The 17,871-nt window shown below is 70.4% G+C and carries 15 protein-coding genes and 1 tRNA gene; 8 read left to right on the top strand and 8 right to left on the bottom strand.

All coding sequences use genetic code 11. The annotated features are described in order from the left end of the window. The first annotated feature begins 151 nt into the window (after positions 1-151). Complete coding sequence (locus tag AB0F10_RS32520; protein WP_360633759.1) at positions 152-1,774, top strand: hypothetical protein; 1,623 nt, start codon at positions 152-154, stop codon at positions 1,772-1,774. Positions 1,775-1,777: 3 nt separating this feature from the next. Here AB0F10_RS32520 and AB0F10_RS32515 read toward each other — a convergent pair whose 3' ends face one another. Together AB0F10_RS32515 and AB0F10_RS32510 are read right to left on the bottom strand one after the other, a co-directional pair. Then, entirely contained in the window at positions 1,778-2,449 is a 672-nt protein-coding gene (locus AB0F10_RS32515; protein ID WP_360633756.1) for an enoyl-CoA hydratase-related protein, read from the bottom strand. Positions 2,450-2,513: 64 nt separating this feature from the next. Beyond that, entirely contained in the window at positions 2,514-2,921 is a 408-nt protein-coding gene (locus AB0F10_RS32510; protein ID WP_360633753.1) for a hypothetical protein, read from the bottom strand. Between the two features lie 71 nt (positions 2,922-2,992). Here AB0F10_RS32510 and AB0F10_RS32505 point away from each other — a divergent pair, with 71 nt between their 5' ends. After that, complete coding sequence (locus AB0F10_RS32505) at positions 2,993-3,388, top strand: hypothetical protein (protein ID WP_360633750.1); 396 nt, start codon at positions 2,993-2,995, stop codon at positions 3,386-3,388. Between the two features lie 1,920 nt (positions 3,389-5,308). Here the strand turns inward: AB0F10_RS32505 and AB0F10_RS32500 are convergent. From AB0F10_RS32500 to AB0F10_RS32480, 5 genes are all read right to left on the bottom strand, one after another. Next, positions 5,309-5,434, bottom strand: coding sequence for a hypothetical protein (locus tag AB0F10_RS32500; protein WP_360633747.1), 126 nt, complete (start codon positions 5,432-5,434; stop codon positions 5,309-5,311). A 3-nt stretch (positions 5,435-5,437) separates the two neighbouring features. Beyond that, on the bottom strand, positions 5,438-5,965 hold the full coding sequence (locus AB0F10_RS32495; RefSeq protein ID WP_360633744.1) for a hypothetical protein: 528 nt from the start codon (positions 5,963-5,965) through the stop codon (positions 5,438-5,440). A gap of 64 nt (positions 5,966-6,029) precedes the next feature. Continuing rightward, positions 6,030-6,101: transfer RNA gene (locus AB0F10_RS32490), tRNA-Arg, on the bottom strand. Positions 6,102-6,164: 63 nt separating this feature from the next. Next, positions 6,165-6,830: a DUF305 domain-containing protein gene (locus AB0F10_RS32485; RefSeq protein ID WP_360633741.1), complete on the bottom strand. Its 666-nt coding sequence runs from the start codon at positions 6,828-6,830 to the stop codon at positions 6,165-6,167. Beyond that, complete coding sequence (locus AB0F10_RS32480; protein ID WP_360633738.1) at positions 6,830-7,612, bottom strand: DUF3105 domain-containing protein; 783 nt, start codon at positions 7,610-7,612, stop codon at positions 6,830-6,832. The genes AB0F10_RS32485 and AB0F10_RS32480 overlap by 1 nt, the downstream gene beginning before the upstream one ends. 96 nt (positions 7,613-7,708) lie before the next feature. Between AB0F10_RS32480 and argS the strand changes: the two genes are divergently transcribed. From argS to thrC, 5 genes are all read left to right on the top strand, one after another. Then, complete coding sequence (argS, locus tag AB0F10_RS32475; protein WP_360633735.1) at positions 7,709-9,379, top strand: arginine--tRNA ligase; 1,671 nt, start codon at positions 7,709-7,711, stop codon at positions 9,377-9,379. 2 nt (positions 9,380-9,381) lie between these two features. Beyond that, the gene (lysA, locus tag AB0F10_RS32470) at positions 9,382-10,767 is read left to right on the top strand and encodes a diaminopimelate decarboxylase (protein WP_360633732.1); all 1,386 of its coding nucleotides are present in this window, start codon (positions 9,382-9,384) and stop codon (positions 10,765-10,767) included. Further along, positions 10,764-12,074, top strand: coding sequence for a homoserine dehydrogenase (locus AB0F10_RS32465; RefSeq protein WP_360633729.1), 1,311 nt, complete (start codon positions 10,764-10,766; stop codon positions 12,072-12,074). Before lysA ends, AB0F10_RS32465 begins: the two co-directional genes overlap by 4 nt. A 3-nt stretch (positions 12,075-12,077) precedes the next feature. After that, positions 12,078-12,446, top strand: a complete 369-nt coding sequence (locus AB0F10_RS32460) for a VOC family protein (RefSeq protein ID WP_360633725.1) — start codon at positions 12,078-12,080, stop codon at positions 12,444-12,446. Positions 12,447-12,514: 68 nt separating this feature from the next. Next, entirely contained in the window at positions 12,515-13,564 is a 1,050-nt protein-coding gene (gene thrC, locus AB0F10_RS32455) for a threonine synthase (protein ID WP_360633765.1), read from the top strand. A 240-nt stretch (positions 13,565-13,804) separates the two neighbouring features. Here thrC and AB0F10_RS32450 read toward each other — a convergent pair whose 3' ends face one another. Continuing rightward, a complete protein-coding gene (locus AB0F10_RS32450) occupies positions 13,805-14,287 on the bottom strand; it encodes a MarR family transcriptional regulator (RefSeq protein WP_360633721.1) in 483 nt (160 codons plus the stop codon). Positions 14,288-14,425: 138 nt separating this feature from the next. Here AB0F10_RS32450 and AB0F10_RS32445 point away from each other — a divergent pair, with 138 nt between their 5' ends. After that, the gene (locus AB0F10_RS32445) at positions 14,426-17,755 is read left to right on the top strand and encodes an efflux RND transporter permease subunit (RefSeq protein WP_360633718.1); all 3,330 of its coding nucleotides are present in this window, start codon (positions 14,426-14,428) and stop codon (positions 17,753-17,755) included. Positions 17,756-17,871: the final 116 nt, after the last annotated feature.

Genomic DNA, 17,871 nt, shown 5'->3' with positions numbered 1-17,871 from the left:
CCCCATCCGCGGCGGGCGCGGGCGCGGGGGGGCCCCCCGCCAGGCCCGGCCCCCCCACCGCCGCCTCCTGGTATCAATGGTGTTCCATACGCGCATGGGGAATCGTGCACGGCGAAACGTCGCGGGGGCGCTCGCGTTATCCCTTTTCCTGGTGTTCCTATCCGGGACATCGGCGGTAGCGGACGACATACACGCCTTCCTCACGGATCCCGTCTCGATCGACGATCCGGCGGCCGGGCTGCAGGCGCACCGGGCGGACGGAAAGACCGATCCGACCGCGACCGCCCGGTGCGGCCCCGCCGCGCCGGCGCCGGTGCGGGACGGCCAGGACATCGTCGTCAAGCTGGCGCCGGCGCCGCCGTTCACGGTGGGGGAGATCAAACCCGCCTCCTGGCGCAGGCCGCCGGTCGCCGACCCGACCTGGCTCCTGAGATACCGGGGTCTGTTGTGGATCAAGCCGCTGGCCCGGCGGGCGGCCATGGACGGCCAGCTGGAGACGCTGGACGCCCTGGTCGACCAGGTGGTCAGATTCCACGCGGAGAACCCCGACCCGAACAGCAGCGCACACGGCTGGGACGAGGGGACCGCGCTGCGGCGGCTCGAGACGGAGAACTGTCTCTTCGCCCTCACCGGCTCGGCGAAGCTCCGGCAGCCGATGCGGAACGACGTCAACGTGCTGTTCGGTTTCCGCTACTACGGCCCGCCGTACGCCCCGGTGCACAACCACGGGCTGATGGCGAACCTGCAGATCCTGCACGCCGGCAACAATCTGCACCGGGAGGACTGGATGGACCGGGCGACCGGCCGGATCGTGGCCGAGGCGCCCCGGGCGTTCTCCGGCCGGGGCGTGAGCTGGGAGCAGGCGTCCGGGTACCAGATCGCGAACGCGAAGCTGTGGGAGCAGGCGGCGGACACGCTGGCCGGGTGGCCGGGGACGGAGCCGGCGGTGGCCTCGATCCGCCGGACCCTGGCCAAGGCGCAGACGGTGTTCACCTGGATGACCGAGCCGGACGGCGGCATCGTGCAGATCGGCGACTCGGAGGAGATAAAGGGTGCGGCGGCGGCCCCGCCCGGCGCGCCCCGCGTCTTCCGCGACGACGAGACCGGCTGGGTGATCGGCCGCTGGTCCTGGACCGACCCGCTGACCACCTACTACACCATCCGGTACGGCCCGGAGCGGCGCGCGCACGGGCACCACGACCGGGCCGGCGGCGTGACGTTCACGACCAGGGGCGTCCGGGTGCTGGTCGGGCCGGGCAAGTACAACTACGACGGCAGCAGCGGCTTCAACGCGTACCAGATCAGCCCGCAGGGTCACAACGTGCCGATCCCGGACGCGGGCCGGGCGGGCGGCGGGCCGTCCGCCGTCACCGGTTCGCGGGTGCGGGCGTCGGTGCACGCGTGGACCGTGCGGGACACGGTGTACGGCACCGGCCGCGCGCACACCCGCACCGTCAACGTGAACCGCACCGCGGCCCGGATGACGGTCACCGACCGGTTCGCCGGCGCGCGCCCCTGGCGCCAGTACTGGCACCTCGATCCGCAGTGGGTGCGCGTCTCCGGCGGCGTGAACGGCGCGACGATGGTGTTCTCCCACCCGTCCGGGCGGACCCTGACGGTGACCACCTCGGGCGCGGTGTCGAGCGTGGCGCACGGTTCCGGCCGGCCCGCGGCGGGCTGGCACTTCCCGCGGTTCGGCGAGCGGGCACCCGGATACGAGATTCAGATCCGGCCGGACGCCGCCACGCTCACCACGTCGTTCACGGTGGATTGAGGCTCAGCCCAGGGGGTTGTCCCGGTCGCGCAGCAGCCCGAGCGCCGGCGCGTACATGCGGGTCTTGATCGTGCCGAGCGTCTCGCCGGCCTTGCCGGTCAGGGACTCGGCGATCTCCACGGCGGTCCGGCGCACCGCGTCCGCGTCGACGGCGCGGTCGACGATGCCGGCGGCGAGCGCGTCCGGGCCGGTGTAGCGGCGGGCGGTCGTCATCGCCTCGTGCGCGGCCTGCGGAGCGAGCCGGGCCTGGATCAGGGCGGACATCCCCCGGGAGAACGGGATCTCGATGTCCGCCTCCGGCAGGCACCAGTAGCCCCGGTCCGCGCGCATCACCCGGAAGTCGTGCGCCAGGGAGAGCATCGCGCCGGCGGCGAACGTGTGCCCCTGCAGGGCGGCCACCGTGATCAGCGGCAGCGAGAGCACCCGGGCGAACAGGTCGTGGACGCTGACCACGTACTCCTGGTATTGGTCGCCGTGCGCGAACAGCCATTCGAGGTCCAGGCCGTTGGAGAAGAACTTCCCGGTCGCGGCGGTGACCAGGGCGCGGGCGCCGTCCGCCTTCTCAACCTCGTCCAGGGCCGCGTTGACCGAGACGATCCAGTCGGGATGGAACCGGTTCTCGTCGTCGCCGAGATCGAGGACGAACACGTCGTTGTGGCGGTCGAGTGTGGGCACGTCGGCTCCTCGTCGGCAGTGGGTGCGGTGAACTCACCTGACCCCGACGTTACTCATCGGTAACTTAGGTCGCAAGGCCGGGTCGCACGGCCTCCACGGTGTGCCGCAGCGTGCGATCGAATCGGGCGATCTCCGCACCGGAGATCCCGTGGCGGCGCGCGGCGGCCGGCCAGTCGGCGGCGGCATCCGCGACCTCATGCAGCACGGCCCGGGCCTGGCCGCCCGACAGGCCGAAACTCTCCGCGTACGCGAGAAGGGCGCTGACCTCGCCGGCCGGATTGACGGCCCGCCGATGCTGGTGACGCGCTGCGCCGCGAACTCCGGGTTGGGATTGATGTCGAAGGCAGGAGGGCGACCGCACGACGGTGCGCGTGGCCGGGGTGGAAGTCGTCCTGCAGGCGCCGAAGGTGCTGCGCGAGCGCCTCGCCGCCACGATCCACCGGGTGGACGTCGACGACGCCGGCTGCCCCACCCACCCACCCGATCAGCGAGCGGCCGGTCCTGCGCCCGGGCCGGCCGGTCGACGTCGCCACCCTGCGCGACGTGACCTCCGTCTCGGCCTGCAAATACGAACTCAGCGAGCCGTCGGTTCCGAAGCGGGGGCAACTGCGGCTGATGTCCAGCCTGCGCCTGGCCGGCGTCGCCGCCGACCGGGCGATCCGGCAGATCGCGCAGGCGCCGACCGGCGGCGGCCCCGACGTCCCCGGCTGCCCCCCGGAGATTGCGTACGGCAGCGACGCCATCGTGCTGCGGGTGCGTTCAGCGGCCGGCCAGACCGAGATCATGCTGCGGTACTCCGGCTGCGTCGGCAACGGGTTCGACGACGGCACCGGAGTCCGGGGGCTGACCGCCGCCGCGGCGGCGCCGTTCACCGCCGGCCCGAACGCCCTCGTCATGCTCTCCAGCCCGGTCTACGAAGTCCTGACACCGCACGACTAGCGCGAGCCGGCTACGCGCTCAACCGATCCTCGCCGCCGTCCGGGCTCCGGTTGGCGGCCATCCACGCCGTCGCGAAGTCGACCAGGGCGGCCGGCGCAGTCTAACGACGCCGGACCCGGCACCTCACGAATCGTCGTCAGCGGCGGCAGGTGCGCTCGCCGGGGATGATTCGGCTACCGGTCGAGGAGGGTGTTGGTGTCGATCGCGCGGCGGAAAGGGCCGTCGAAGTTGTGGTAGCGCCGCAGGGCAGCGTGGCGTGCTCGAGCAGTCGTAGGTCGCCCCGTCGCCGGGAAGACCGGCCGCGAGACCGCCTGTCTGACGGTGTCACCACCCGTCGGCCAGGCCCCCGCCGGTCGGCCTGCGGACCTGGATCCGCCGGCACTGGCACATCGAGAACCGCGCTCATCCCGTCCGTGATGTGACGTTCCGTGAAGACGCACATCAAGCCGGGTCGGTCCCGGACCCGCGATCATCGCGACACTGTGTAACGCCGCGATCGGCGGCACCGCACCACCCGGGCGACCAACATCGCCTGCGCCGTCCCCCGAGCCACCCGCCGCTCGTCGCCGCCGTGACCAGCAGCAACCCGAGAACGCAATGACCCCGCATGGAGACCCCTCTCCTCCCGGCGGGTTTACATAGAGAGGTGTCACCTTGTACTTGATCGGCATCTGTGATTGAGTGGAGATATTGATAGTCAAAAATCAATACGGGGGAGTGATTATCATTCGTTACATGTCTCGAGTACTCGCCGCCGCCGCCATTGGCGTCGCGGCATCGGCAACCGTCGCGGTTGCACCCGCCATGGCCGCTCCTGCGCCTACGTGCGTCGCAGTCCAGGACCCGAGTTTCAACTCCGTTCGGTTGAAGAACAACTGCAGCGTTACCGTGAGGGTAAAGGTTGACTGGGGCCGGCTGGCGTCCGATAGCGGGTGCCAGACGATCGGGTCCGGGAATTCGCGTCTGGTGACTTCGGGCTCGCCATTTGCGCAATACGCCGGAATTAAAGGGTGCTGAGCAGCGCTTCCGCGTAACAGTCCACGACTGAGCTCTTCCGAATCGGGCCCTCGGTAAATTGTGGGGCGATGCCCGATTAAGGGATACGTCGATGTCCGATTCGGATAGCTACGCGTAGAAGCGTCCGTGATGGCGGTAGCGGGGCGGGCATGACCGGTTCAGAAGATCATCAAGGTTCTCCAAGCCCTGCTGATCATCCGAATTGAGTCGTGTCCGCTTTGCTGTCATCATCGCTGATCCCACCCCTGCCCATATGCCGGAAGCGTCATTCAGAAAATTGATTGGCGGACGGAGAGGGCACACGAGTGAGGCCTAGGCGAACTTCGGGGCGATCACTCCAGTGTTGAGTCATGCGCGCGCATTAGCTCGCCAATTCTCACTTGCGGCAGAAACCATCGAATTCTCTCCCGCATTTGCTGCCGTTCCGCACGCTCCCTCGTCAATACTGAGCTTCGCTTCGGCACGATGAAGGTCGTCGCTGTCGTGCCATTTACGGGCACGCGGCGATCGCATCGGACCATTGTCGTCAGTAATACTGAAGCCTGTTCAGAACTTCACTGAGAGTGCCTCCACGCAAATCCGGGCTGAGTCGAGAGACCAGCCCGTCCAGCGCTGTGCGCAGGTATCGATCTGCGGCCTCCAGATCACCGCCGTTCGTAGATCGAGTGAGCGAGTTGCCGGTTTAGGCCGCCGTACCTTCAGCCAGGCGTCCCTGTTACGGCCGTGACGGTGCGTGACGTGACCTCAGATGGTCGGGCCGCGCGCGAGGTGCGGGATCACGAGTGCTGCTGCGGCGATCCGGCTGACGGTCCAGGGCTTGAAAGGTGGGCTTGAGCAGGCGCGGCTGAGCTGCTGTTCGACAAGGGTGTGGGACCGGTTCTTCGGCAGGCCCCGGCAAAGTCGTCAGGTGATGCCGAGCGGGGCCATGGGCCGGGTGCTGTCGCGGGCGCGATGGCGGGTCGCGGCGGCGATGTTGATGGTGTCGGTGGTGCGGAGCGCGCCGATGGCGGCGTTGTGCGGGGCGGCCATGACTCATGGTCCGGCGCGGATCTGGGAGCGGTCCTCGCCGTAGGTGACGTCGCGGTCCCGGTGGATCTGGTTTTCGATACGCCACTGACCGCGGATCCCCGCGGCGAGCTGTGCCGGTTCCGCTGGGTGCACCCGCAGGCCGGTGATCGCGTAGACGGTTTCGGTGGTGAAGCGTCTCTGGTCCGAACGGTGTCGTCGGCGGCGGATCTGGATGGCTTGGGCGGCGTGCGGGAAGTCGATGCCGGTGGAGACGGTCAGGACCTCCAGGCTGCGGATCTCGCGGCGGCCGTGCCCGCGGGTGGCGTCCTGGACATCTCGCCAGGGCAGACCTGCCAGTTGCTGGTGCGGGGCCGGGCTGGTTGTCCCGACGAGGGAATTCGTGCAGCGTCGCGCCGGCCACTCGCCGCCGAACGTCGTGACGATACGGCCGTGTCGGCAAGCACCGCGATTTCGACGCGAACATCCGAGCGGTCCTGCTCCTGGACGGACTTCCGATCTGGTCCTCGTCGGCGATGCCCCGGGACCGGACATACAAGGAAGGCCACCGCCGGGCTTTCGCCTGGTCGATGGCCTTATTTGTGCTGCTAAACCTGGGTGCCCCCGGCAGGATTCGAACCTGCGCTTTCGCCTCCGGAGGGCGACGCTCTATCCCCTGAGCTACGGGGGCTCAGCGACGATGAGCCTAGCAGGCGCCGCGGAGACCGTGCCAATCGGTTCCGCGGCGCGCCTGCTACTGGAGTTGCTTGAGCATCGAGTCGATGAGGTTGATCTCGCTCTGCTGGCTGCGGACCATCGTCTCGGCCAGCCAGGTCACGTCCTCGTTGTCCGACACTTCCAGGATCTCCTGGGTCATGTGAATGCCGCCCAGGTGGTGCCGGCGCATCAGGGTCAGGTACTGGACGTCCAGTTCCTTGCCGGTCGCCTTGCGCAGGGCGGTCAGCTCCTCGGGGGTCGCCATGCCCGGCATCAGGCCGTTCTGCAGCGAGCCGCCGCCGTCCCTCATCCAGGCCATCGGCGGCTGGCTGCCGCTGGGGCTCAGGTTCCAGTCGCGGAGCCAGGCCTGCATGTAGCCGATCTGGCCGTGCTGGGTCAGCGCGATGTCGCTGGAGAGGGTGACAACCGAGGGGTTCGTCGAGTTGGCGTGGGCGATCATCGACATTTCGACGGCCTGGGCGTGGTGGCTGCTCATGTCGCGCAGGAAGCCCGCCTCGGCCGAGTCGTCCCCGGGGGTGCTCAGGCGGGGAGCGAGGAGTCCGATGGCCAGGCCGGCCAGCAGCCCCAGGATCAGGGCCGCGGCGAGCCACACCGCCCCGGCCCGGCCGCGGCCGGTCGGGGCGGTGCCGTCGGGTACGTAGTCGGCCGCGTCCGACCGGCTTGATTCGGCCGATACCGTCATCACTTACCTGCGGCTGCGGGCTGCACGGGGCCGGTGGTCGTGTTGCCGCCGGAGCAGGGCGCGCCGGGCTCCAGCGCGGCGTTGAGGCGCAGGGCCTTGATGAAGTCGTCGATGCGCTTGTCGTCGGCCTTGTCGAGCTTGAGCTGGTAGCCCCAGGCCTGCAGGGAGATGTTCCTGTCGAGGCCCGCGATCGGGCTCATCAGCATGAAGTCCCGGCCCTTGACCTTCTTCTGCAGCTCGCTGACCTGGTCGGCGGCCAGGCCCTGCTTGTAGGTCACCCAGACGGCGCCGTGCTCGAGGCTGTGCACGGCGTGCTCGTTGGCGACCGGCTGGGCGTAGACGTCGCCCATGCAGTTCTGCCAGACGGCGTTGTGCGCGCCGCCCACCGGCGGGTTCGTCGCGTACGTCAGCGGGCCGTCCTTGTGCTCCTGCGAGTCGATCGCGGGGTTCTTCTGGACCCGGTAGTTGACGATGCCGTCGATGGCCGCGGCCTTGTCCGTCCACGGCTCGGAGCTCTTCCTGGACGCGTACACGCCGTAGCCGATGATGCCGACGGCGAGCAGGGCGACCACGCCGATGAGCGCGATCGGGCCCCAGGGGCGGCCACCGTTGACCTTGACCGGCGTGACCGGCTTGCGGCCCTTGCCGCCGCCCTTGGCCTGGGGGCGGTTGCCGGGCTTGGCGCCGGTGGACTTCTGTGCGGGGGGTTTGCCCTGGCCCGACGTCTTGTCGACCTTCACGGTGGACGGGACCCGCTCGGGACCCGGGGTACTCATGCTCATCGTGCCTCGTCAATTCGATGGAAAGGTCGGGCCGGGCCCGCGAGCAGGCGCCGGTACGCCGCCGGGCGCCAAAGTCTACCCGGATAGCATGGCTCGGTGACTCCCGCTGACCTCGCTTCCACTGTTCTCACAGCTGCGCGTGCCGTATTCGTTGCCCGCGGCCTCGACGTCTCGCTGCTGCCCGCGACGACGACGGTGGAGCGACCCCGAAACCCCGAGCACGGCGACTACGCCTCGACGATGGCCATGCAGCTCGCCAAGAAGGCAGGTGTTCCGCCGCGTGAGCTCGCGGACGCCCTCGCCGACGAGCTCAGCAGCCGGCCCGGCGTCAAGTCGGTGGACATCGCGGGCCCGGGCTTCCTCAACATCCGCCTGGACGCGGCCGCGGCCGGGGTGCTGGCGCGCGACGTGGTGCTGGCGGGGCGGGAGTACGGCCGCAGCGACCGCCTCGCCGGGCAGCGGATCAACCTCGAGTTCGTCTCCGCCAACCCCACCGGCCCCGTGCACATCGGTGGTGTCCGGTGGGCGGCCGTCGGCGACGCGCTGTCCCGGCTCCTGCGGGCGGCCGGCGCCGACGTCGGCACCGAGTACTACTTCAACGACGCCGGTTCGCAGATCGACCGCTTCGCCCGCTCCCTGTACGCGGCCGCGAAGGGCGAGCCGGCGCCCGAGGACGGCTACGGCGGCGCCTACATCGCGGAGATCGCGACGGCGGTGCTGGCCGAGGCGCCCGATCTGCTGAAGCTCGGCGAGGACGAGGCGCTCGAGGCGTTCCGGGTCGCGGGCGTCGAGCTGATGTTCGCCGAGATCAAGTCGTCGCTCGACGAGTTCGGCGTGCACTTCGACACGTACTTCAACGAGAAGGACCTGCACGAGCGCGGCGAGCTGCAGGAGGCCCTGGACCGGCTGCGCGAGCAGGGGCACATTTTCGAGACCGATGGCGCGGTCTGGCTGCGCACCACCGACTTCGGCGACGACAAGGACCGGGTGCTGCGCAAGTCGGACGGCGACTGGACCTACTTCGCCGCGGACTGCGCCTACTACCTGGACAAGCGCAAGCGCGGCTTCGACCGGGTCGTGATCATGCTGGGCGCCGATCACCACGGCTACATCGGCCGGATGCGGGCGATGGCGGCGTGCTTCGGCGACGACCCGGAGCGGAATCTGGAGATCCTGATCGGCCAGATGGTGAATCTGGTTCGTGACGGCGAGCCGGTGCGGATGAGCAAGCGCGCCGGCACGGTCATCACGCTGGAGGACTTCGTCGAGGCGCTCGGCGTCGACGCCACCCGCTATGCGCTGGCCCGGTACTCCTCGGACTCGCCCATCGACATCGACATCGAGCTGTGGACCAGCGCGAGCCGGGAGAACCCGGTGTACTACGTGCAGTACGTCGGCGCCCGGACGTCCAACATCTCGCTCAACGCCGCAGCCGCGGGTGTGACGCGCGGGGAGCCGGCCGACTTCCCGGCGGAGCTGCTCGCCGGCGAGCGGGAGGGCGACCTGCTCAAGGCCCTCGGCGAGTACCCCGACATGGTGGCCCGCGCGGCCGAGCTGCGCGAACCGCACCACGTGGCCCGGCTGCTGGAGAAGATCGCCGGTGCCTACCACCGGTTCTACGACGATCCGTCCTGCCGGGTGAGCCCGAAGGGTGACGAGCCGATCACCGATGGCCACCGGGCCCGGCTCTGGCTCAATGACGCCACCCGAACGGTGATCGAGAACGGTTTGGCGCTACTGGGCGTCTCCGCGCCCGAAAGGATGTAGTCATGCGGGCACACGAGGCCGGGGCGCTGCACGGCGACCTCGGCAACAGGGGGCCGGCCTGGCTGCGTACCCCCGAGGACGTCAACGCTCTCGTGCCGCAGCTCTGGCCGCGGACGGTGACGCGCGCGGACTCCGGGGCCCTGGAGATCGGCGGCGTGAGCGTCCTGGACCTCGCGGCCGAGCACGGCACCCCCGCGTACCTGCTGGACGAGGACGACCTGCGGTCGCGCTGCCGCGAATTCGCCGCCGCGTTCGCCGGCGCGGACGTCTACTACGCGGGCAAGTCGTTCCTCTGCAAGGCCGTGGTGAAGGTGATCGGCGAGGAGGGGCTCTTCCTCGACGTCTGCTCCGGCGGCGAGCTCGCGGTGGCGCTGGCCGCGGGCTTCCCGGCCGAGCGGATGGGCTTCCACGGCAACAACAAGTCGCTCTCCGAGCTGTCCCGGGCGCTGGACGCCGGCGTCGGCCGGATCATCCTGGACTCGTTCCAGGAGATCGACCGGCTCACCGCGCTGGCCCGGGAGAGCGGCCGGCGGCCGAAGGTGCTGATCCGGGTGACCGTCGGCGTCGAGGCGCACACCCACGAGTTCATCGCGACCGCGCACGAGGATCAGAAGTTCGGGTTCTCGCTGGCCGGCGGCGCCGCGTTCGAGGCCGCGATCCGGGTGCTCGACGAGGGCGTGCTCGACCTGCTCGGCCTGCACTCGCACATCGGCTCGCAGATCTTCGACACCTCGGGCTTCGAGGTCGCCACCCGGCGGGTGCTCGCGCTGCAGGCGCAGATCCGCGACGCCCGTGGTGTCGAACTTGTCGAGTTGGACCTGGGTGGCGGCTTCGGCATCGCATACACCACCCAGGACGACCCGTCGCCGGCCGGCGACCTGGCGAAGCGCATCAACAAGATCGTGGACGCCGAGTGTGCGGCCGAGAACCTCGGGCGCCCCAGGCTCTCGATCGAACCGGGCCGGGCCCTCGTCGGCCCGGCCGTCTTCACCCTGTACGAGGTCGGCACGGTCAAGGACGTCGACGGCATCCGGACGTACGTGAGCGTCGACGGCGGGATGAGCGACAACATCCGGACCGCCCTCTACGACGCCTCGTACTCCGCCACCTTGGCCGGCCGGAAGTCCGAGGCGCCCCCGCTGCTCGCCCGCGTCGTGGGAAAGCATTGTGAATCCGGGGACATTGTCGTGAAGGATGAATTCCTGCCCGCCGACGTGCAGCCCGGAGATCTTCTCGCCGTGCCCGGTACGGGCGCGTACTGCCGGAGCATGGCCAGCAATTACAACCACGTGCCCCGGCCGCCGGTGGTCGCCGTGCGCGACGGTGCTTCTCGCGTGATCGTCCGCCGGGAGACAGAAGATGATCTGCTCGCATTGGATGTGGGATGAGTTCTGACAAGCCCGCGGTTCGACTGGCTCTGCTCGGTTGCGGCACGGTCGGCTCCGAGGTGGTCCGGCTGCTGCACGAGCAGTCCGACGACCTGACCGCCAGGATCGGCGCCCCGCTGGAACTCGTCGGCATCGCGGTGCGCCGGCCCGGCCGCGAGCGTGGCGGCGCGATAGACCCCGCGCTGTTCACCACCGACGCGCTGGGCCTGGTCAAGCGGGACGACGTCGACGTGGTGATCGAGGTGGTCGGCGGCATCGAGCCGGCCCGCGGCTGGCTGACCGAGGCGCTCACCGCCGGCAAGAGCGTCGTCACGGCGAACAAGGCGCTGCTCGCGGAGGACGGTGCGACGCTGCACGACGCCGCCGCCGAGGGCGGCGCCGACCTCTATTACGAGGCCGCGGTCGCCGGCGCCATCCCGCTGCTGCGCCCGCTGCGCGAGTCGCTGCACGGAGACAGGGTGACCCGGGTCACCGGCATCGTGAACGGCACGACCAACTTCATCCTGTCCTCGATGGATGCCACCGGCGCCGGCTTCGGCGAGGCGCTCGACGAGGCCACCGAGCTCGGATACGCGGAGGCCGACCCGACCGCCGACGTCGAGGGCTTCGACGCCGCCGCCAAGGCCGCGATCCTCGCCTCGCTCGCGTTCCACACCAGGGTCACCGCCGCGGACGTGTTCCGCGAGGGCATGACCGGCGTGACGGCCGCCGACATGGCCAGCGCCAAGGAGATGGGCTGCACGATCAAGCTGCTCTGCATCGCGCAGCGGGGCCCGGACTCGTCCGGCAGCGAGTCGGTCAGCGTCCGCGTGCACCCGGCGATGATCCCGCGCAGCCACCCGCTGGCCGGCGTCGGAGACGCCTTCAACGCGGTCTTCGTCGAGGCCGAGGCCGCGGGGCAGCTCATGTTCTACGGCCGGGGAGCCGGGGGTACGCCCACCGCGAGCGCCGTGCTCGGCGACATCGTGGCGGCGGCGCGCAACCGCCTCTCGGGCACCCGGGCGCCGAGCGAGAGCTCGTACGCGCACCTGCCGATCCGGCCCATCGGCGAGGCGGTGACGCGATACCACATCAGCCTCGACGTGGCCGACCGTCAGGGCGTGCTCGCCAGCGTCGCCGGCGTCTTCGCCAAGCACGAGGTGTCGATCGCGACCGTCCGGCAGTCCGGCCGGGAGGAGGACGCGACCCTGGTGATCGTGACCCACGGCGCGCCGGACGCGAACCTGGCGGCCACCGTGGAGGATCTGCGCTCGCTCGACATAGTCCGGTCGATCGCCAGCGTCCTGCGGGTCGAGGGCGGGGTCTGACCGATGCTCGACCACGTGGGGATCCAGTGCGCCGACCTGGCCGCCAGCGCCGCGTTCTACGACGCGGTCCTGGCCCCGCTGGGTCTGCGCCGGCTGATGGACTTCGAGGTGGCGATGGGCTACGGCGCGGAGCGGCCCGACTTCTGGATCGGCGTGTTCAACGCGGGGGAGGGCTTCCGGGAGTCGCACCTCGCCTTCCGGGCGGCCGACCGGGCGACGGTCGACGCGTTCTTTGCGGCGGCGGTGGCGGCCGGCGCCGAGGTGCTGCACGAGCCGGCCGTCCACCCCGAATACCACCCGGACTACTACGGCGCGTTCGTCCGGGATCCGGACGGCAACAACGTGGAGGCCGTGTCCCACGGTCCCGCATAGTGGGCGCATGGTCTCGCCATTCGGCGGGCTGATGCATCCTTGACCGAGTCGGCGGAGAGGAAATGACCATGTGGCGGGGACTGATCGAGGCGTACCGCGACCGGCTTCCGGTCTCGGAGGCCACCCCGGTGGTCACGCTGCACGAGGGCAACACGCCGCTCGTGCCCGCTCCCGTGCTCTCGCAGCGCGTGGGCGCCGACGTGTATCTGAAGGTCGAGGGCGCGAACCCGACCGGCTCCTTCAAGGACCGGGGCATGACGATGGCCGTGTCCAAGGCCGTCGAGGAGGGGTCGAAGGCGATCATCTGCGCCTCGACCGGCAACACCAGCGCCTCCGCGGCGGCGTACGCGGCCCGCGCCGGGCTCACCTGCGCGGTGCTGGTGCCGCAGGGCAAGATCGCGCTGGGCAAGCTGGCGCAGGCGCTCGTGCACGGCGCCAAGCTGCTGCAGGTCAACGGCAACTTCGACGACTGCCTCGCGCTCGCCTCGAAGCTGTCACAGGACTTCCCGGTCTCGCTGGTCAACTCGGTCAACATCTTCCGCCTGCACGGGCAGAAGACGGCGGCGTTCGAGATCGTCGAGTCGCTCGGCCGGGCGCCCGACATCCACTGCCTGCCGGTCGGTAACGCGGGCAACATCGCCGCCTACTGGATGGGCTACCAGGAGGACCACGCGGCGGGCAACAGCAAGATCCTGCCCAAGATGTACGGCTTCCAGGCCTCCGGCGCCGCGCCGATCGTCAACGGCCAGGTCGTGCAGGATCCGTCGACCATCGCCACCGCGATCCGGATCGGCAACCCGGCAAGCTGGACCAAGGCGCTCGACGCGCGGGACGCCTCGGGCGGCCTGATCTCGGCGGTCACCGACCGGGAGATCCTGTCGGCCTACCGGCTGCTCGCCCGCGAGGTCGGCGTCTTCGTCGAGCTGGGCAGCGCGGCGAGCGTGGCGGGCCTGCTGCAGCAGGCCGAGGCCGGCATGATCCCGGCGGGCGGCACGATCGTCTGCACGGTGACCGGTCACGGGCTCAAGGACCCGGAGTGGGCGATCAGCACCGCACCGTCGCCCACCACCATCAAGAACGACGTGCTGGCCGCGGCCCGCGCCCTCGACCTGGCCTGACCCGGCCCGGCCGATCCCACCGGGCCCGAACCGGCCCGGCCGGCCTGAACAGACCTGCAGGGTCCGACCCGGCGCGACCAAGCGGCCCGGCGTGGCCAACGGCCCCGCGGTCTGGCGCGGCCCGGCGGCCCGGCGTGGCCAAGCGGCGCCTGGCGGCCTGGCGGCCTGGCGCGGCCAAGCGGCCCAGCGCGGCCCGGCATGGCCGGTGACGGGGTCTGGTGGGGGCAGGCCTGGCTGAGTTCAGGCTGGTTTGGTGTTCGTGGCCGGCTCGCGGGCGGCCTCCTCGGCGTCCTCGGCCGCCACCCGGACCATCGCCTGCAGGCCGTCGTGGACCGTGCGCAGCTCGGCCGGGCTGAGCCGGCGCAGCAGGCGGGCCTGTTTCGCCGCCCCCGCCGTGATGATCTTGCCGATCGTCGCCGCGCCGTTGTCGCTGAGGCTGATCCGGCGGACCCGGCGGTCGTGTGGGTCCTCCGCGCGGGTGACCAGGTCGTGCGCCACCAGCCGGTCGACCATGCCGCTCAGCGTCGCGAGGCTGACGCCGAGCAGTCCGGCCAGCTCGCGCCCGGACGTGTCGCCCATCCGGTAGAGCAGCAGCAGGATCTTGAGCTGCGGCATGGTCAGCTGCGACGAGAAGAGCGGATCCGACCGGTCGTAGGCAAACAGGTGCTGGAGCCGTTCCTGCGCGCCCATAATGTCCGCGATGAGTTGTTCGTTTTCGGCCACCGCACCCCCCTGCGCTGTCGCGCCGATGAGCACTGTGCGTCCGCCGGGTGACCGGACGTCACCGGCACACCCCGGCGGAAATGATTTGTTCGCGTCGGGCAAACTATATGCCATGGCCGAACTTTTACGGGGGAGCAGATGTCGTTTCTGACCAGGCTCAGTCTCGCTAACCGGGGGCTCGTCGCCCTCGTCGCGGTGGTGATCACCGCTTTCGGGATCTTCACGGTGCCGTCGCTGAAACAGCAGCTGTTGCCGTCGCTCGAATTCCCCGGCGCCTTCATCGGCGTGGTGCTCCCGGGCGCGAGCCCGGAGATCATGGAACAGCAGGTCACCAAGCCGATCGAGGACGCCATCAAGGGCGCCGACGGCCTGGACAGCATCCAGTCGACGACCAGCGAGGGTTCGACCACCGTCCAGGTCCTGTTCGAGTTCGGCACCGACCTCGACGACGCGGTCAACCAGCTGACGACCTCGGTCAACCGGATCCAGCCCACGCTGCCCAACGACGTCAAGCCGGTCATCTTCGCCGGCAGCACCGACGACATCCCGGCGATCGTCCTCGCCGCCTCCGACGGAAAGAACGACCAGGCCGCGCTCGCGAACCGGCTCCGGGAGACCGTCGTCCCCGAGCTCAAGGCCATCGACGGCGTCCGCGAGGTCGCCGTCACCGGCACCCGGGACCAGCAGGTGCTCATCGTTCCCGAGCCGGTCAAGATGGTCGCCGCCGGCGTCGACCCCCGTTCGATCGCCACCCTGCTGCAGGCCAACGGCGTCTCCGTGCCGGCCGGCGCGGTCACCGACGGCACCCGCTCGCTGAGCGTCCAGGTCGGCGAGCCGATCGAGAGCGTCGACGAGATCAAGGGCCTCTACCTCACCGGCAGCAAGGGCCCGGTCCGGCTGGACGCCGTCGCCGCGGTCAACGCGCAGCTCGCCCCCGCCACGTCGTACACGCGCACGGACGGGGTCGAGAGCCTCGGCATCGCGGTCACCGCCGCGCCGGACGGCAACCCGGTCAACATCTCCCACGAGGTGCGCGACAAGCTCGCCGACCTGCAGACCGCCTCCGCGGCCACGCTGACGGTCATCACCGACCAGGCGCCGTTCGTCGAGAAGTCGATCAAGAGCCTGACCACCGAGGGCATGCTCGGCCTGATCATGGCCGTCATCGTGATCCTGGTCTTCCTGCTGTCGGTCCGCTCGACGCTGGTGACCATCGTTTCGATCCCGCTCTCCGTGCTGATCGCGCTGATCGCGCTCAAGCTCGGCGACCACTCGCTCAACCTGCTCACCCTCGGCGCGCTGACCATCGCGGTCGGCCGGGTGGTGGACGACTCCATCGTCGTGCTGGAGAACATCAAACGGCACCTGGAGTACGGCGAGGCGAAGGTCCACGCGATCATGTCGGGCGTCAAGGAGGTCTCCGGCGCGGTGACCGCCTCGACGCTGACCACGGTCGCCGTGTTCGCGCCGATCGCCCTGGTCGGCGGCTTCGTCGGCCAGCTGTTCGCGCCGTTCGCCATCACGGTCACGGTCGCGCTGGTCGCGTCGCTCTTCGTGTCGCTGACCGTCGTGCCGGTGCTCGCGTACTGGTTCCTGCGGCCCGCCGCGGGTGGCTCCGAGTCCGTGGAGGTCCGCCAGGCCGCCGAGGCCAAGGAGCTCCGCAGCCCGCTGCAGCGCAGCTACCTGCCGATCATCCGCTGGGTCATCCGCAGCAGGACCACCCGGTGGAGCACCGTCGGAATCGGCGTGGTCGTGCTCCTCGGCACGATGGGCCTGGCCAGCAAGCTCGAGACGAACTTCCTCGACCAGTCCGGCCAGGACACCATCGTCGTGTCGCAGGACCTGCCGGTCGGCACCGACCTCGCCACCACGGACGCCGCCGCCAAGAAGGTCGAGGCGGTGATCGTCGCCAACGACGACGTCGAGCATTACCAGGTGACGGTCGGCAACGGTGACTTCAACCCGTTCGTCGGTTCCGGCGGTGCCAGCGGCGCCAGCTTCAACGTGGCGCTGAAGGCGGACGCCGACGCGGCAAAGGTCTCCGAGGACCTGCGCAAGCAGTTCGAGGGCATGACCGACGTCGGCGAGGTCACCATCGGCGCCGAGAGCGGCACCGGCTTCGACGGCAGCGCGCTGGCCGTCGTCGTGCAGGCCCCGGACCAGAAGGCCCTGGAGGCCGCGACCAAGCAGGTTCAGGACGCGATGGCCGCGACGCCGGACGTCACCGACGTGAGCAGCACGCTCGCGGCGAGCGTCCCCCGCCTGGACGTCACCGTCGACCGCGCCGCCGCCGCGGCGAACGGCCTCACCGAGGCCGCGATCGGCCGGTCGGTCGCCGGGGCGTTCCGCCCGGCGCCGGTCGGGGAGATCAGCGTCGACGGCGTCAGCCAGAACGTCCTCGTCGCGCTGGGCAAGCCGCCCGCCGGGGTCGACGCGCTGCGCAAGCTGCCGCTGACCACGCCGAGCGGCCAGGTCGTCCTGCTCGACGCGGTCGCGGACGTCAACGAGGTCGACGGCCCGGAGGCGGTCACCCGGATCGACGGCAACCGCAGCGCCACGGTCAACGGCACCGCGACGGGCTCGAACGTCGGCAAGACCACCAAGGATCTGACCGAGCGGCTCGACGCCCTGAACCTGCCGGACGGCACGTACGAGATCGGCGGGGTCAGCCAGGACCAGAAGGACGCGTTCGCGGATCTCGGCCTCGCCGTGCTCGCGGCGATCGCGATCGTCTTCTTCATCATGGTGGCGACGTTCCGCAGCCTGCTGCAGCCGCTGTTGCTGCTCGTCTCCATCCCGTTCGCGGCGACCGGTGCGATCGCGCTGCTGCTCGCGACCGGTACCCCGCTCGGCGTTCCGGCGTTGATCGGCGTGCTGATGCTGGTCGGCATCGTGGTGACGAACGCGATCGTCCTGATGGACCTGATCAACCATTACCGCCGGGCGGGACTGGGCGTTCAGGAGTCGGTGATCGAGGGTGGCCGGCACCGGCTGCGCCCGATCCTCATGACGGCGATCGCGACCATTTTCGCCCTGCTGCCGATGGCCCTCGGGCTGACCGGCGAGGGCGGCTTCATCTCGCAGCCTCTGGCCATTGTGGTCATCGGCGGCCTGGTGAGTTCGACGCTGCTCACGCTGGTACTGGTGCCGACGCTCTACACGATGGCGGAGAACACCAAGGTCAACGGGCGGCGCCGGCGCGAGAACCGGCGGGCGCGTAAGGCGGCCAAGGCCGGCGGCGCGGCCGGGGTGAACCCGGAGTCGCCGCGGCACGCGGCGGCCGAGCCGGGCGTGGTCGTCCCCGCGGACGACCCGGTGCCGGCCTCCAGCGGCGGCGCGCACGCGGCGGCCGAGGGTGCGACGGCCCGCTCGGAGCCCGCGGCGCCCAGCGCCGCGCTGCACGGCTACACGGACCAGTTCGAGGTCCTGAAGATGCCGCGCAGGCCGGCCGACCCGCCGACGGCCTGAGCCTGAAAACCGGTGCGGCGGCCGGCCCCGTCCCGGGCCGGGCCCGCCGGCCGGTGATTGCGGGGGGTGGGGGCTCCCCGCGCGGGGCGAAACCCGCAACGCCACGTACGGCGGCG

The organism is Actinoplanes sp. NPDC026623, assembly GCF_040638275.1.
GTDB lineage: Bacteria > Actinomycetota > Actinomycetes > Mycobacteriales > Micromonosporaceae > Actinoplanes.
This window is presented reverse-complemented; position numbering and strand designations above follow the sequence as displayed.

Bases quoted from the DNA above. Each gene is read 5' to 3' on its own strand.
- AB0F10_RS32460 (WP_360633725.1), top strand. From the start codon at position 12,078: ATGCTCGACCACGTGGGGATCCAGTGCGCCGACCTGGCCGCCAGCGCC.
- thrC (WP_360633765.1), top strand. From the start codon at position 12,515: ATGTGGCGGGGACTGATCGAGGCGTACCGCGACCGGCTTCCGGTCTCG.
- AB0F10_RS32480 (WP_360633738.1), bottom strand. From the start codon at position 7,612: ATGAGCATGAGTACCCCGGGTCCCGAGCGGGTCCCGTCCACCGTGAAG.
- AB0F10_RS32465 (WP_360633729.1), top strand. From the start codon at position 10,764: ATGAGTTCTGACAAGCCCGCGGTTCGACTGGCTCTGCTCGGTTGCGGC.
- lysA (WP_360633732.1), top strand. From the start codon at position 9,382: ATGCGGGCACACGAGGCCGGGGCGCTGCACGGCGACCTCGGCAACAGG.
- AB0F10_RS32500 (WP_360633747.1), bottom strand. From the start codon at position 5,434: ATGGCCGCCCCGCACAACGCCGCCATCGGCGCGCTCCGCACCACCGAC.
- AB0F10_RS32495 (WP_360633744.1), bottom strand. From the start codon at position 5,965: ATGTCCGGTCCCGGGGCATCGCCGACGAGGACCAGATCGGAAGTCCGT.
- AB0F10_RS32485 (WP_360633741.1), bottom strand. From the start codon at position 6,830: ATGACGGTATCGGCCGAATCAAGCCGGTCGGACGCGGCCGACTACGTA.
- AB0F10_RS32445 (WP_360633718.1), top strand. From the start codon at position 14,426: ATGTCGTTTCTGACCAGGCTCAGTCTCGCTAACCGGGGGCTCGTCGCC.